This is a genomic window from Imperialibacter sp. EC-SDR9, from assembly GCF_902498805.1.
Lineage (GTDB): Bacteria > Bacteroidota > Bacteroidia > Cytophagales > Cyclobacteriaceae > Imperialibacter.
Window position 1 is genome coordinate 1 of sequence record NZ_LR701601.1, and the last position, 14,853, is coordinate 14,853.

Sequence of the window (14,853 nt, forward strand, 5' to 3'; positions counted from 1 at the left end):
TGTCAGATAGAACCATGTGCTTTGCTTGTATATCTTTGAATGTCAGATACTTAAATATAAACAAGCGCACTGGTTTTATCTATTTTTCCTCCCCAATATTTCAACGTTTTATTAATCGAACTCAGGTTATTAATTGGTTTTTAAGTTAATCAGTAGCAGGAAGGAAGTTTTTGCTTCGAAACAGCGCTGCGCATAGGAGTGATATGACCAGGCCAACCGGGAAGATTTCCAATAACGTCATGCCAAACCGAACGACAGGATTTTTGTAGTTTTCAGCCATAGCATCCATCGAAGCTGTCATTTCATCAATTTCAGCCTGCGAGGCGCCTTCATCCTTCATTTTTTCGATGTAGAAATTGGTGTAGTCTGTCATGAAGTCGGGGGCAACGGTGTTGTAGTATATTTCCCAGCCAATGCAATACACAATTCCTGCCACGAGAGTGATCGCCAGCCCTGTTAACAGGGCTTTTCCAAAGGTGATACTTCCGTTCAGGTATTTGTCTCTAAACGCCTTCACGCCAAAGAAAATCATCGACAGGGCCGCAATCATCGACACATAGCCGAGGACCATGCCGAGGTCGTAGTTTCCGTTCTCCTTGCCAATAGGCATGGTGAGGTACATAAGTACCACTACAATGGCACCTGCAATCAATCCGTAGGTAATAATTACTTTTCTCATAGTTCTGTCATTTGTGATGTCTCAAAACAAGCTTTCAAAGCCATTTTTCCACTCATACTTTGGTATGAATTTATGAGTTCAGCCGATAATAGTACTAAAGTACCGGCAGTTTGCTACTGGATGAGGCTGAGCTCCTTTGCTTTTTGAACAGCCTGCGTCCGGCGCCTTGAGTCTAGTTTGGAAAATAGATTGGCGGTATGAGTTTTTACTGTGCTGAGGGAAATAAATAGTTTGTCTGCAATTTCCTGGTTCGAGAAGCCTTCAGCCATTAACTGTAATACTTGCAACTCACGCTGGCTGATCTCCAGTCTCCTGAGTTCGTCCTCGTTAAGGTGAAACTTTCGCTGTACGATAACGGTGGTTCGCCGTTTGCCTATTATTTTTCCTCCAGCCCAAACTCCGATCATTACAAAAAGCAAGGCTACAGCGCCAACGTAAATCTCCAATGACAAATCCCGCACGAAGAACCTGTATTCCAGCATTTTCAGCAGGAACAGCAGGGCTGCCATGCTCAGGCCGTATATGACAATGGTTCGCTTCATAATTTACCTATGGTGAACATAGAATGCCCTCAGTTGGCAGATGTGAGGAGTTGCTTAAAATCACCAATACCAATCACGTTTACTACTGGAAAACCAATGCTTTTCAATACTTCAAAGTGCTTGTCTTCTGTTACCAGATAGTCTGAACTCCCGGCGACTGCGCAGTCCGAAAATTTGTTATCGTCAGGATCTGCATTTATTAGATTCCACTTAAAATATCGGGTGATGAAACTTGTGTTAACCGAGTTTTCGATAGAAAGGAGAACGTTGTCGGCTACTGACGAGCCCATGTGTTCGGTTATAATTTCCTGGTATTCGGAAAGTATTTCCGTTGTAACCAGGAGTTGGAATTTTTCCTTTAAAAATGCCTCATACACCCAATGGTAGGGTGATCTGTCGGAGACAGCAATGAGCAGAATGTTTGTGTCGAGTACAATTTTAAGCACAACCCTTTATTTGCTGTTAGGATAGTGGGTTCTCTTATGAGTCTTCAACAACTCCTCAGCTTTCTTGTCTGACCAACTATTGTCATCCCATTTCTTGTTGGCTTCGGTGATCGCTTTTTTGCCAAAGAAATTAGTCAATAGCCTTTTTACCTCAAGCAAATCTTTCTCTGATACGTCGTGAGAGAATGTCTTGAGAAGCTCTATTTGTATGTTAGACAGCGAGTTACTCATCTGTAAATAGAAAGTGTTCTATTCAAAGTTAACAAAAGAAGAGAAAGTTTCTTCAGGATGTATAAACTTAACCTTATTGTAAGCGAAACAAATTTTAATATGAAACTTGTTTTACTTAACACCGTTAAGTATGTTTGTTCCGTTATTTGAAAAGTATCATGGGTATATCAGAGCGCAGAGAACGAGAGAAAGAAGAAATGAAGGAGCTGATTCTCAAAACAGCCAACAGGCTGTTTGCCGAGAATGGCTTTGAGAAGGTAAGCATGAGGAATATTGCCGACGAAATAGAGTACAGCCCAACCACGATTTACCTCTATTTCAAAGACAAGAATGAGTTGTTTTATGCCTTGCACCTGGAAGGGTTCCGGATGCTGGCGGAAGAGTTTAGACCACTGCTGGACGTGAGTGATCCCATGGAACGAATGTATCAAATGGGGCTGCGCTACATAAGGTTTGCTTTCGAGAATCCTGACTATTACAGGCTAATGTTTTTGGTGAAGGATCCTTTGTGCACCGCAGAAACGGACGACACCTGGGAAGCAGGTCACAATGCCCACGCTTTTTTAGAAAAGGTGGTGATGGACTGCCAGGCAGAAGGGTACCTGGAGGGTGTAAGCATGCGATCAGCCGCACTTATGATCTGGAGCTTTGTCCATGGCCTTGTGTCGTTACAAATTTGCGATAGAATGAAACTTTATCAGGAGGTTGACCGTGAACAGTACGTCACCGATGCTTTTGAAGCTTTTCAATTAATGATAAGAAATTTTAAGTCAGTCGAAAAATAGACGACTTGAATATGAAAGATGACGGTCAGGCCTTGTCCTGACCTTTTTTTGAACTGTAAGTTAACACTGTTAATTAAATAATGTATGTACACCAAAGTGACACTATTAACCGTCTTTGTATTTTTTTCGGGCATAGCTTCTTTTGCACGTCAGAACGAAGCGGGTGCTTCAGGGGGAGTCCTGGAGCGGTACGTGGCTGAGGCTCTGGCCGCCAATCTGACATTGAAACAGGAGAATCTGGCGTATGAGCAAAGCCTCCAGAGCCTCGCACAGTCAAAGGCACTTTTCATGCCTTCTGCTGGCATAAGCGCTACTTATTCGCTGGCGCAAGGGGGTAGGAAGATCAGCTTTCCCATTGGAGACCTGCTGAACCCTGTCTACTCAACGCTGAACCAGTTGACCGATTCGCAGCAGTTTCCGCAGGTGAACAATGAGGAGATTCAGTTCCTGCCCAACCGCTTTCATGAAACCAAGCTACGGGTGGTTCAGCCGCTTTTCAATTCCGACATCTGGTATGGCTACAAAGCGCAGCAGCAAATGGTCACCGTGCAGCAGGCCAAAAGACAAGCTTATGAAACTCAGCTAAAAGGCATGGTGAGGGAGGCCTACTTCAGCTACCTGCAGTCTGTTGAGGCGATCAGAATTTATGAAAGCTCTTTGAACGTGCTCGATGAGCAGGTGCGTGTAACGCAAAGCTTTTTTGATGCGCAGCTTGTGACCAAAGACGCAGTGTACAATGCCCAGCTGGAAAGAAGCAAAATGGACACTCAGTTAAACGATGCCAGAAAAAATGAGCATTTGGCAAGGGCCTACTTCAATTTTTTACTCAACAAAGAGCTTGATGCAGCGATTGAAGTTGACTCTCAATTTTCGGGTGATTTTGCATTACCTCAGGCAATAGTCGAGAATACCGGCAATCTTACGGAGCTCGCTTTGCAACAGCGAAACGAACTGCAGCAGGTACAGCAGGCCCAGGAGGCGACTAATTACCTCATTAAGCTGAACGAAGCCAACCGGATCATGCCCAACCTGGCCGTAATCGGTGATTTGGGCTACCAGGGATTTGACTACCAATTCAACGGCGATCAGCAGTTCAGTATGCTCATTTTCAGCCTGCAGTGGGACCTTTTCAAGGGGGGAGCCCGCAAGGCAAAATACCAGTCGGCAGTGTTGCAGAAAACAACGCTCGAAACCCAGGAAGATCAGCTGAAAAAGCAAATAGAACTACAGGTGATTCAGGCATACGAGGAGGCCAGGTCAGCAGCCAACAATCTGTCGAGTGCTGAATACGCATTGAAGACCTCGGAAAGCGCTTTTAAAATCACACAGTCGAGGTTTCAGCAAAACCAGGTACTGCCGCTGGAGTTCCAGCAATCGCAACTGAACTACACAAACGCCCGCCTGAGCTACAGCATCGCCAAATACAACTTGCTCAAGAGCGTAAATGAAGTCGATAAAGTAATTAACAGCTTATAGTCAATCCATTTTTTTAAGAAAGAGACTCAATCATCAATAGCATGAAGAATTTTATTACTCCAACAATCATTATTCTGTCTGCATGGGTGCTGTCTGCCTGCACGCAGAACAAAGCATCTGAGATGCAAATAGACAAAAATGTGGTGGCTGTTCGCCTCGACAGTGTTAAGTCAGAGAAAGTAGCCAAGCCGGTTCGCACCAGTGGTTTGGTTTCCTCTGAAACGGAAAGCACGCTGTCGTTCAAAACGGGAGGCATCATTCAGAGAACCTATGTAAAAGTGGGTGATCGGGTAAAAAAGGACCAGCTTCTGGCTTCACTAAACCTTACCGAAATCCAGGCACAGGTAGTACAGGCTAAAAATGGCCTTGAAAAAGCCACCAGAGACCTCGAGCGTTTCAAAGGACTGTTGGCTGACTCAGCGGCTACGTTGGAACAATTTCAGAACATCACCACGGTTTATGAAAATGCAAAGGAGAGCTACAGCATAGCCTCTTATAACCTTACTAACTCCCAAATCAGGGCTGGCTTTGATGGCGTAGTGCTAAAAAAATGGGCCAACGAAGGTGAGATGATCAGCGGCGGTAATCCCGTCTTTTCGCTGAGTGCCAGAAACCAGTCGACCTGGGTGTTAAAGGCTGGTGTCGCTGACAGGGATTGGGCCAGGCTTAACATCGGCGACAAAGCGGTTGTGCATTTCGACCACCTGGGAGAGCAGGTCATTGAAGCCGAAGTCATCAGGTTGGCGCAGGGGGCCGATCCAATGAATGGCACCTACCAAGCGGAGCTTCAGCTGGAAGTTGGAAAAGATCAGCTACTAGCCAATGGCCTTGTGGGGAGTGTTGTGATTTCTCCTTCAAAAACTCATCAGGTAAACCTGATTCCGATCGAATCGATAATAGAAGGAAACGGCAGCCAGGCTTTTGTTTATGTGCCTGCAAAGGGCAATACGGTGAAAAAACAGCCCGTAAGCGTTGCTTATTTTACTGAAAAGGATGTGGCTATCAGCACCGGTCTGGAGCATACTGCTCTGGTGGTTTCGGCTGGGTCTGCCTACCTCAATGAGGCGTCAACCATTATGGTAGTTCAATAATTTTTTACCGGAGAGCAAAGAACAACGAAAATGAAGATAGCAGAATTTTCAGTAAAGAATTACCAGTTCACCCTTATCGTGTTTGCCATGGTAGTCGGGTTAGGGCTGAACTCCCTGTTCAATATGCCCAGGGGTGAAGACCCGGAGTTTGAGTCGCCCAGTTTTGCCGTGGTGGTGGTCTATCCCGGCACAAGCCCTGTGGACATGGAGGAGCTTGTGGTTGACCCCATCGAAAAGAAGATCAGCGAGCTGGAGGATGTGAAGAAAATCGTCAGTAATGTGGATGATGGTTTGGTGGTAATGCGCATCGACTACAAATATGAGATTGATCCTGACGATGCTTATCAGGAAGTAATCAGAGAGATGAACACGGTGCAGCAGGAGTTGCCAGCTGACATATTTAGTATTGAGATTCGCAGGTTTACGCCTACTGATGTTAATATTCTGCAGATCGCTTTAGTATCCGAAACGGCTACGTACCGGCAGCTGGAAACCCAGGCTGATGAATTGAAGGAGAGGCTGGAGGAGGTAAAAGCTTTGAAGAAAGTGGAAGATTGGGGTTTTCCCGAAACAGCGGTAAAAATCTCGTTGAACCTGGAAAAAATGGCGGCGGCACATATTCCATTGAACGCTGTCCTTGGCGCCATTCAAAGTGAAAATGTGAACATGCCTGGAGGGAGCGTCAACGCTGGTACGAGAAGGTTCAATATCAAAACCAGCGGCAGCTATACCAGCCTGGAGGAGGTGCAAAACACGATAGTTTACTCAGCCGCCGACAAGGTGGTGTACCTGAAGGATATCGCCGATGTGGCTTTTGACTATGAGGAAGAAAACCACCTGACCCGATTGAATGGCAAGAGAGCAGTGCTGGTGACGGCGGCCCAGAAGGAGGGACAAAACATTTTCAAAGTGCAGGAAGTCTACCAGCCTGTGGTAGATAAGTTTAAGGCAGAGCTTCCCTCGAACATGGAGCTGGTTCAAAACTTTGACCAGGCCACCAGCGTGGATCGTCGACTCAGTCGTTTTGTGAAAGATTTCATCATCGCTATCCTTTTAGTGTCAATCACGTTGCTGCCACTTGGCTACAGAGCGGCCATAGTGGTGATGGTTTCCATTCCACTTTCTCTCGCCATTGGCCTTTTCATGCTCGATACGCTGGGCTACACCATCAATCAGCTAAGCATTGTCGGTCTTATTGTGGCGCTGGGGATTCTGGTTGATGACAGTATAGTGGTAGTGGAGAATATAGAGCGGTACCTTCGTGAAGGATATGGTAAAAAAGAGGCCGCTATTGAAGCCACCAAACAGATTGGTTTGGCAGTGGTTGGATGTACGGCTACGTTGATTTTTGCCTTTTTGCCATTGCTATTTTTGCCAGAAGCTGCAGGAGATTTCATCCGAAACCTACCCATGGCGGTAGTTACTACGGTGATTGCCTCCCTCTTCGTATCGCTCACCATTGTGCCCTTCCTTTCCAGCAGGATATTGAAAACCCACACTTCTTCAGAAGGAAACATCTTTTTCCGTGCTTTAAAAAGGTTGATCAGCGGCTCATACTCAAAGTTGCTGGACAAAGCGCTCATGCGACCATGGGCTACCCTGGGCATTGCTTTTCTCATCTTTTTGGGTGCGTTGGCTTTGGTGCCATCTGTTGGCTTTAGCTTATTCCCGGCGTCAGAAAAGCCCCAGTTTCTGGTGAATATTGAAACGCCAGTGGGTACCAGCTTGCAGGAGACTGACAATGTAGCCCGCTATGTGGAAAAGGCATTGGCCGAAGAGCCGACCATTACCTATTACACCACTAATGTGGGCAAGGGTAATCCTATGATCTACTACAACGTAGTGCCAAAGGCCGAAGCTTCCAATTTCGCACAGTTTTATGTACAGCTTGAAAGCGACATCAGGCCCGAAGAGAAAATTAAGACCATCGATGAGCTACGTGAACGCTTTCTATATTACCCCAATGCTAAAATTGAGGTGAAGGACTTCGAGCAAGGTCCCCCGATTGAAGCGCCCATTGCCATCAGGGTATTTGGAGAAAACCTGGATACTTTAAGGAGCCTGACACTGCAGGTGGAAAAAATATTGAAAGACACTCCGGGTACCATTTATGTCAACAATCCGCTGGCCACTTTGAAAACTGACCTTCGCTTCCGTATCAACAAGGACAAGGCAGGCATGCTGGGCGTGCCCCTGGCCGAAGTGGATAAGGCTATCAGGATGGCGGTAGCTGGCCTTACCGTTGGCGATTTTACGGACGCCAATGGTAAGGAATATAACTTGCTGGTGACCGTGCCGAAAGGGAGCATCACTGACATGTCGGTGTTCGACAGGGTGTATGTGAATAGCTACAAGGGGGCATCAGTGCCACTCAGTCAGCTGGCTTCGCTGGAGTTTGAAACGAGCACCAACCTGGTGAAACACTATGACAAGGAGCGGTTTGCCACGGTGACAGCCTTTGTGGAAAGCAACTACCTGGTGGAAGCCGTAACCCAGGAGGTAGTTGCCGATATGGATCAGTTTGATTTTCCTCAAGGCTACTCTTACAAAGCCGCCGGTGAGCAGGAGAGCAAAGAGGAAAGCTTTGGAGGGCTCGGTACCATTATTCTTATCACAGCCTTCGGCTTTATGGGCATTTTGGTGCTGGAGTTTGGTACCTTCAAAAGCTCACTGATTGTGCTGTCAGTAATTCCTTTGGGAATTATCGGAGCCATTTTGATGCTGCTGATCACCGGATACACCTTCTCTTTTACCGCTACCGTTGGGTTGATAGCCCTGGTAGGTATAGAAGTGAAAAACTCGATCTTGTTGGTTGACTTCACCAATCAGCTAAGACGGGAGGGTATGGAACTCAATAAAGCGATTCGTGAGGCAGGCGAAGTGAGGTTTGTGCCCATAGTGCTGACGTCACTCACAGCCATTGGTGGCTTGACTCCGCTGGCATTAGAAGGCAATCCCCTGTACTCGCCATTGGCTATTGTATTGATAGGCGGATTGATCAGCTCAACGATTTTATCAAGAATAGTAACGCCAGTGCTCTATAAATTGCTTCCACCAAGCATTGTGGTGGAGAAAAAGCAAGCACCTGAGGAAGGATTGGGAATGGTGCCGGTACCGGCTTAGAATATATAGGTATTGCCTCCAGCATTTGACGGGAGGCAATACCTTTAATAGAATTCCAAACTCATCGTCAAGCCAGGCCAGAATTTCCACACGTAGTTAGGCTCGCTGATAGTGGCTACTTCCAGATAGGAAAGTTTGTAGCTATTATAGTTGGGCGTCCACCAGGCATTCACGCCTGCACCAATCACAAAGTACATCGACCAATCCATTCGCCGCCCATATACAATGTGAGGGTTTAGCATCAGGTTGAAAGGCTGCTTGTCTACACCATCGAAATTAACCCACGACACATTAATCCTGTAATCTTTGAATGCCAATTGCTGCAAGTCATGTGGGTTGAACAAGGAGCCTTTGCTCACACCATAGCCCCAGGCTTGCTTCGGCCAGATCGAGTGGTTGCCGGGAATGAAAAAGTTGCGGCTATAGAACACCGTATTGGCAATTTCCTCCGAGCCGGTGGTGATACCCAGGTTAGTTTGAAACGTTTCGTTGGCCCAAATCCGACCTGAGATGTGGGGGCCAATATTGACGAGCCCGAAGGCCCAACCTGTATTTTCCCGAAAAATGTTGACTACCCCAAATTGATGCCCACTTGATTCCTTTGACACATTGACGAGGCCAAACTGCAAGCCATTAGACTTTTGAGCCTTGTTAAACAAGCCGATTTGGTAGCCTCCCATTCTATTGGAAAAATTGACGGCGCCCAACTGTAGCCCATGGGTCTCGGAATCGACGGAATTGGGGCCATTCATGCTTTTGTTTCTGTTCACCACGCCAATCTGTGCTCCAAAAAGATCACCCCTGGCATAATTAACACCTGCTAGCTGCACGCCGGTGACAAAGCGGCCTGTGTAATTGAAAAAGCCTGCTATTTGCAGCCCGTGCAAATTGTTAGCTGTCATATTCGCCACACCACTTAGCTGCCAGCCAACAGTGCCGCTGCCAGCCATGTTGATGAGAGACGATGCCTGGAAGCCAGTGACTGACCCGGTAACCAGGTTGGCAAGTCCTGCAGCTTGTATGCCAAGAAACGGGGACTTAAGCGCTTCGAGCTCTGCCCTGGTATAGCGTTTTTGCTGCTGCATGTCGCCACCCACCACATTTAGCACGCCAGCCATCTGGAAGCCATAGGTGTTTCGCTTGCTGAAGTTGGAGAATCCTGCCAATCCGAAAATATTGCTGCCTGCAGAATAGTCGACCGTGAGATTGATGGAAATGCCATTGTAAGAATTTCCCGGATTGAGCCCATTGGTGCCGAGGCCCGGTGCCAACGATATGTTGAAAAGGCGGTATTTAAACAGCGCCTGGCTTTCCACAAGCTGCGACGGCTCACCACTGGCCAGCAGCGTATTAGTTGAGTCTTTGGAAGCTTCGGGTTGGCCCATAAAAGCGTAGGGCATTGATTCGTCCGCATAAACCGGAGTCAGTTGCACGGGTCTTCTTTTGTCGGTAATGCTTTCATTGGATTCACCTTGTTTTTCGATTGGAAAGGAATCGGGGCTTAACCTAAGTACTGAATATGTGTGCTTGTCAAACAGTGAGTGGGAGGGGATGCTCTTTTTTCTGAAGTTGAGCTCTTTATAGCCAAATGGCCAATCATAAGGACTCGGAGCTGGTTGCGTTTTTGGTTTGCCCGCTGTCACAGCTTTCGCCTTGTTTTCTGATTTTGGCCTTAGCAGCACGGTACTGCCGCTTATTGTGTACTCCAGAGAAGTTTCAACGCTCAATTTGTCCAGTGCTTCGGTGAGGGTGCCTGCTGTTTCTATGGTGCTTATTTGGTGGATGGGCAGGAAGTTTTTGCTGTAGAGGAAATGTACATGAAACCTCTTGTTGATGTGCGTAAGTGCGGAATCTACAGGGACAGACTGCGCCATGGCTCTGAATTGCAATAGCATCAGAGCGAGAAAAATCAGGGCCCAGTCTATAAGCCTTTTAGCAACCACTGCCTTTAAGAATCACTTTACCATTTTGCATTTCATAGCTAATATTGAGTACGTATTTTAAAGCATCCAGCAGCTGTTCCAGGGTTGGGTCGTCAAATGTGCCGCTAAACCGGCAATTGGAGATGACTGCCTCTTCGAAGGCAAACTCAACACCAAAGTATCCTTCTGCATCCTCCAAAAGCTTTTTCAAAGGTGCATCTTCGAACTGGAGTTGCTTCGTTTTCCAGGCGATCAGGTTGGGGTCAAACAACTCAAATCGCCGAATGGTATTTGACTGCTCATCGTATACCGCTCTTTCCCCAGCCACTACAAAAACCCTTTCATTCAAATTGCGGTCATGCGATGAAAAAGCGACTTTCCCCTCGCTCACTTCCAGCTCGACTTTGGCTGAGCCGGGTAGCCACCTGAGGTAAAAAGACGTGCCCAGCACTTCTGTGGTTGCCTTACCGGTAAACACCTTGAAGGGACTTGCTTCATCCCTTTTTACATCAAAAAAAGCTTCTCCTTCGAGGTAGACTAATCGGTCAGCAAAACCTTCCTGATATTTCAGGCTGCCGTTTTTGTTCAGTGTGACAATGCTGCCGTCGCTGAGTCTGATTATTTTTTGATCAGTTTCAGTTTTGACCTCTACCCACCGGACAGCTTCAGCGTCTTTCGAAAAATAGTTGAAAAATACGTAGCTGAACAAAACAAGCAGAGCCAGTGAAGCCGCAATTTTGGCTGCAAAAAGAAAGGAGTGCCTTCCCTCCAGCTTTTCCAGAGGAAAGGAGGGAGGCGCCACTTTTCTTTCGGACTCAAAGAACCTAAATAAATCCTTTTCAGGATGTAACTGATCATCGCCAGTTTCCAGCAACTTTTCTTCATCCAGCGAAGTTTCGCCGTTGTAGAATTTTTCGAGCAATTCTTTTTGGTCGGTTTTATTGATATTTTTCATACTGCTCTTTCAGTTTTTTCCTTGCTCTGGAAAGTACTACACGCACATTGTTTGGTGTCATGTCGGCTACCTCGGCAATTTCGTCAATTTCCAGCTCTTCCACCCCCCTTAGCTGCAGCACAAGCTGCTGGCTCTCAGGTAGCTGCCGTATAAGTTGTTTCACAAGATTCAGATGATCGGACGCCTCTATTCGATTTTCGTCAGTAGAATGTCCATTGTCGTGAGACGCCTGAAGCTCCACTGAATTGCGGCTCTTTTTTTTCAAGTGATCCAGGCACAAATTGCGGGTCATCTTCAGCCCAAAAGCTTTTATGTTGTTGTAGGCGGAGACTCGATCACGCATTTTCCAGAGCCGAAGAATGATTTCCTGCGAAATGTCTTCGGCATCTTCGTCGTTGTTCATGAGCCACCTGGCAAGCCTGTAAAAGGGCTGCTGTAGTGGGACAATAGCTGATTTAAATTCTTCCCGGGTCATTCGTAGTTAAAGACGAGCGAGAGGTTTGATCATTACAAGATCGTAAAGAAAAAACGAAGAAGCCTGGCATCTCCTTGTTGAATGAAGTTTTTCCGCTTTTCGTTAACTTACTATATAAAACAAATATGGCTTGATGCTGAGCGAGTACATCATAGGGGGAAGATGGGTTGAATCCATGACAGACGATGAGTTTTACACCTTTTGTGTGGAAAATGAGAATATTAAATTTGAGCGGGAGCCCGATGGTCGAATCGTTATTAGGTCACCTGCAGGATTCAATACTGGGCGCAGGAATGCCAAAATTATTGTCCAATTGAGTAATTGGAATTCAACGCACAGTTTGGGGGAAGTTGTTGATTCAGATACAGGCTTCTACCTTCCAAATGGGGCTATGCGTAATCCTGACGCTGGTTGGGTTAGTGATGAAGGTTGGCCTCAATATCCAAAGCTGAGCTGGAAAAATTCCCTCACCTCGTGCCAGATTTCATCATAGAGCTGGTGTCAAAGAGTGAATATCCTAAGAACCTCGACGCCAAGATGAAGGAGTGGATTAACAATGGCTGCCGCCTTGGCTGGCTGATTGATCCCTTTAATGAAACTGTGACAATCTACTCTCCCGCCAGGGAACCGGAAATAGTAAAGGGGTTTGATCAAAATGTAAGTGGGGGAGAGGTATTGCCTGGGTTTGAGTTGGATTTAAAAGAGCTTAAAGTGGCGTAGAGATGGAAACTAGCTTTCTCACCAGTTTCCTATAGCCAGGGTTCGTTCTCTTATCCAGGCCATCTGACATTTGGAGACCATACTCCGTCCTCATGGGGATGGATACCTTGTGCTTTCTCATCACCTGAACGATTTTTTTCAGCATGATTGTCCATGACGTCCTCATCCCGTTTAGTGCTATATCGCTCAACGAACTGGTTTTTTCAACCGATTGGTCGATGCCAAAAATCATGTTCCGACTTGATAAAGCTCACCACCATATCGCCAACGATAGGCCGTCTTTTCTGTTTATTAGGTAGAAGGAATAATGAACTAAACACCTAAAGTCATGGATAAGTCACTAAAAAATAAGGTAGCGCTAATTACCGGCGCAGGGTCTGGTATAGGGAAGAGCACCGCCTTTCTGTTCGCCGAAAATGGCGCTAGCATAGTGGTTGCCGACATCAATGAGGCCCAAGGTAAGCAGGTGGCCGACGAGATCAAGCAAAGAGGAGGAAAGGCAATATTTGTAAATGTTGACGCATCCAATCCCGCCGATGCCAAAAAAAGTGTAGACGAGGCGGTGAAGGCATTTGGCAAACTTGATATTGCCGTCAACAATGCCGGTATTGGTGGACCTGCCGCTCCTATTGGTGAATATGATATTGAGGGATGGAACAAGGTAATTGCCGTGAACCTTTCCGGCGTCTTCTACGGCATGCGGTATCAGATACCTGCCATGCTCAAAAGCGGCGGCGGAGCCATTGTGAATATGGCGTCCATTCTTGGTCAGGTGGGTTTTGCTACCAGTCCAGCTTATGTAGCTGCCAAACATGGTGTTGTTGGTCTTACAAAAAACGGTGCACTTGAGTATGCGGCCATGGGAATCAGGGTTAATGCCGTTGGCCCCGGGTTTATTAAAACGCCGCTATTGGACAATAACCTTACGCCGGAGGTGTTGGAGTTCCTCAAAACTAAACACCCCATAGGAAGGCTGGGTGAGCCTGAAGAGGTGGCGCAACTCGTTCTGTTTCTGGTGAGCGATAATGCTTCCTTTATCAATGGATCGTACTACGCTGTTGATGGCGGCTACCTGGCGCAATAAGTGCTGAAGAGAAAAAGGAGACCATTGTAGTCTCCTTTTTTTGTCCGTGAGGGCTATTGATTAAATCTCTGGTTCTCCTTGTTAAAACGCCCTGTCAATACCAATCTCCAGTCCTCTCAACTCGGCTAATCCCCTGAGTCTGCCTATGCCTGTATAACCTGGGTTGGTTCTCTTGTGCAAATCATCGAGCATTTGGTGGCCATGGTCAGGGCGCATGGGGATGGATACCTTTCGTTTTCTCATGACCTGAACGATTTCCTTCACAACAGCATACATGTCTACGTCGCCATCGAGGTGATCTGCTTCAAAGAAGTTGCCTTCTTCGTCTCGTCTGGTGCTACGCAGATGCAGGAAGTGGATGTGGTCACCCAGCCTCTGCACCATGCCGGGAAGGTCGTTGTCGGGGCGAACGCCGTAAGAGCCTGTGCAGAAACACAGCCCATTCGCAGGAGATGGAGCGGCGTTAATGAGGTCCAGGGCATCTTGTTCCGTGCTCACAATCCTTGGCAGGCTCAGAATAGGATATGGGGGATCATCGGGGTGGATGGCCATTTTCAATCCTTCGGCTTCCGCCACAGGCACCACCTGCTGGAGGAAATAGAACAGGTGCTGCTTGAGTTTTGCCCTGTCAATTCCCTCGTAGGTTTTGAGCGCATTCAGAATCTGTGGAACCGTAAAGCTTTCCTCACTACCTGGTAAACCCTGAAGTGCATTGCTGAAAAGCATGTCTTTTTCACTCTCGGTCATGGAGCTGAAGCGCTTTTTAGCTTTGCTTATCTCGTCAGTGGTGTAGTCTTTTTCAGCGTTTGGTCTTTTCAGCATACAAAGATCGAAAGCGATGAAGGCTGATTTCTCGAACCTTAGTGCCTTGCTGCCATCTGGCATCGTGTAGGCCAGGTCGGTACGCATCCAATCGAGGATAGGCATGAAGTTGTAGGTGACGACTTTCAGCCCGCACTTTGCCACATTCTTAAGGCTTACTTTGTAGTTTTCGATATGCAGCTTGAAGTCGCCCGTGTGTTTTTTAATGTCTTCCGACACAGGAAGGCTTTCTATCACTGTCCAGGTAAGGCCAGCTGCTTCTACTTCCTTGCGGCGCTTGGTAATTTCTTCCACCGTCCAGATGTCACCAACTGGTACATGATGCAGGGCTGTTACCACGCCGGTGCATCCGGCTTGTCTGATATCTGATAAGCTAACCGGATCTTTGGGCCCGTACCAGCGCATCGTTTGTTCCATTAAGTAGGCCATAACAGTATTTTAGAGTTCAAATATATTAGGGTGTGAAGATGATAAAATAACGAATAACAAGCTCCAAAAAAGA

At 46.9% G+C, this 14,853-nt stretch carries 16 protein-coding genes; 7 read left to right on the plus strand and 9 right to left on the minus strand.

Going from position 1 to position 14,853, the window contains the following annotated elements:
- Positions 1-145: 145 nt before the first annotated feature.
- The 4 genes from GC130_RS21220 to GC130_RS21235 form a co-directional block, all read right to left on the minus strand.
- Positions 146-679 (minus strand): DUF4199 domain-containing protein, encoded by a 534-nt coding sequence (locus GC130_RS21220; RefSeq protein ID WP_152000368.1) that lies wholly within the window; start codon positions 677-679, stop codon positions 146-148.
- A 113-nt stretch (positions 680-792) separates the two neighbouring features.
- A complete protein-coding gene (locus tag GC130_RS21225; protein ID WP_152000369.1) occupies positions 793-1,221 on the minus strand; it encodes a response regulator transcription factor in 429 nt (142 codons plus the stop codon).
- 29 nt (positions 1,222-1,250) lie between these two features.
- Positions 1,251-1,667, minus strand: a complete 417-nt coding sequence (locus tag GC130_RS21230) for a putative toxin-antitoxin system toxin component, PIN family (RefSeq protein ID WP_152000370.1) — start codon at positions 1,665-1,667, stop codon at positions 1,251-1,253.
- Positions 1,668-1,673: 6 nt separating this feature from the next.
- Positions 1,674-1,898, minus strand: coding sequence for a hypothetical protein (locus tag GC130_RS21235; RefSeq protein ID WP_152000371.1), 225 nt, complete (start codon positions 1,896-1,898; stop codon positions 1,674-1,676).
- Between the two features lie 158 nt (positions 1,899-2,056).
- On the opposite strand from GC130_RS21235, the gene GC130_RS21240 reads away from it, so the two are divergent.
- The 4 genes from GC130_RS21240 to GC130_RS21255 all read left to right on the plus strand — a co-directional run bounded on the left by GC130_RS21240 (position 2,057) and on the right by GC130_RS21255 (position 8,373).
- Positions 2,057-2,683 carry a TetR/AcrR family transcriptional regulator gene (locus tag GC130_RS21240; RefSeq protein ID WP_152000372.1) on the plus strand — a complete coding sequence of 209 codons (627 nt, stop codon included), beginning with the start codon at positions 2,057-2,059 and terminating at the stop codon, positions 2,681-2,683.
- An 84-nt stretch (positions 2,684-2,767) separates the two neighbouring features.
- Positions 2,768-4,159 (plus strand): TolC family protein, encoded by a 1,392-nt coding sequence (locus GC130_RS21245; protein ID WP_152000373.1) that lies wholly within the window; start codon positions 2,768-2,770, stop codon positions 4,157-4,159.
- 41 nt (positions 4,160-4,200) lie between these two features.
- The gene (locus tag GC130_RS21250; protein ID WP_152000374.1) at positions 4,201-5,250 is read left to right on the plus strand and encodes an efflux RND transporter periplasmic adaptor subunit; all 1,050 of its coding nucleotides are present in this window, start codon (positions 4,201-4,203) and stop codon (positions 5,248-5,250) included.
- A 30-nt stretch (positions 5,251-5,280) separates the two neighbouring features.
- On the plus strand, positions 5,281-8,373 hold the full coding sequence (locus GC130_RS21255; protein WP_152000375.1) for an efflux RND transporter permease subunit: 3,093 nt from the start codon (positions 5,281-5,283) through the stop codon (positions 8,371-8,373).
- Positions 8,374-8,417: 44 nt separating this feature from the next.
- Here the strand turns inward: GC130_RS21255 and GC130_RS21260 are convergent, their stop codons facing one another.
- From GC130_RS21260 to GC130_RS21270, 3 genes are read right to left on the minus strand one after another with little or no spacing between them, the layout of a single operon-like run.
- Positions 8,418-10,247: an LA_2272 family surface repeat-containing protein gene (locus GC130_RS21260; protein ID WP_152000376.1), complete on the minus strand. Its 1,830-nt coding sequence runs from the start codon at positions 10,245-10,247 to the stop codon at positions 8,418-8,420.
- Between the two features lie 58 nt (positions 10,248-10,305).
- Entirely contained in the window at positions 10,306-11,250 is a 945-nt protein-coding gene (locus GC130_RS21265) for a FecR family protein (protein ID WP_152000377.1), read from the minus strand.
- Positions 11,234-11,725, minus strand: coding sequence for an RNA polymerase sigma factor (locus GC130_RS21270; protein ID WP_152000378.1), 492 nt, complete (start codon positions 11,723-11,725; stop codon positions 11,234-11,236). The genes GC130_RS21265 and GC130_RS21270 overlap by 17 nt, the downstream gene beginning before the upstream one ends.
- Before the next feature lie 175 nt (positions 11,726-11,900).
- Here GC130_RS21270 and GC130_RS29280 point away from each other — a divergent pair, with 175 nt between their 5' ends.
- Positions 11,901-12,218, plus strand: coding sequence for a Uma2 family endonuclease (locus tag GC130_RS29280; RefSeq protein WP_370455813.1), 318 nt, complete (start codon positions 11,901-11,903; stop codon positions 12,216-12,218).
- Positions 12,155-12,445, plus strand: a complete 291-nt coding sequence (locus tag GC130_RS29285; RefSeq protein ID WP_152000380.1) for a Uma2 family endonuclease — start codon at positions 12,155-12,157, stop codon at positions 12,443-12,445. Before GC130_RS29280 ends, GC130_RS29285 begins: the two co-directional genes overlap by 64 nt.
- On the opposite strand, the gene GC130_RS21285 is transcribed toward GC130_RS29285, so the two are convergent.
- A complete protein-coding gene (locus tag GC130_RS21285; protein WP_152000381.1) occupies positions 12,432-12,677 on the minus strand; it encodes a hypothetical protein in 246 nt (81 codons plus the stop codon). The genes GC130_RS29285 and GC130_RS21285 overlap by 14 nt on opposite strands.
- Positions 12,678-12,773: 96 nt before the next feature.
- Here GC130_RS21285 and GC130_RS21290 point away from each other — a divergent pair, with 96 nt between their 5' ends.
- A complete protein-coding gene (locus GC130_RS21290) occupies positions 12,774-13,529 on the plus strand; it encodes an SDR family NAD(P)-dependent oxidoreductase (protein ID WP_152000382.1) in 756 nt (251 codons plus the stop codon).
- An 81-nt stretch (positions 13,530-13,610) separates the two neighbouring features.
- Here the strand turns inward: GC130_RS21290 and uxuA are convergent, their stop codons facing one another.
- Positions 13,611-14,780: a mannonate dehydratase gene (uxuA, locus tag GC130_RS21295; RefSeq protein ID WP_201568370.1), complete on the minus strand. Its 1,170-nt coding sequence runs from the start codon at positions 14,778-14,780 to the stop codon at positions 13,611-13,613.
- Positions 14,781-14,853 lie beyond the last annotated feature (73 nt).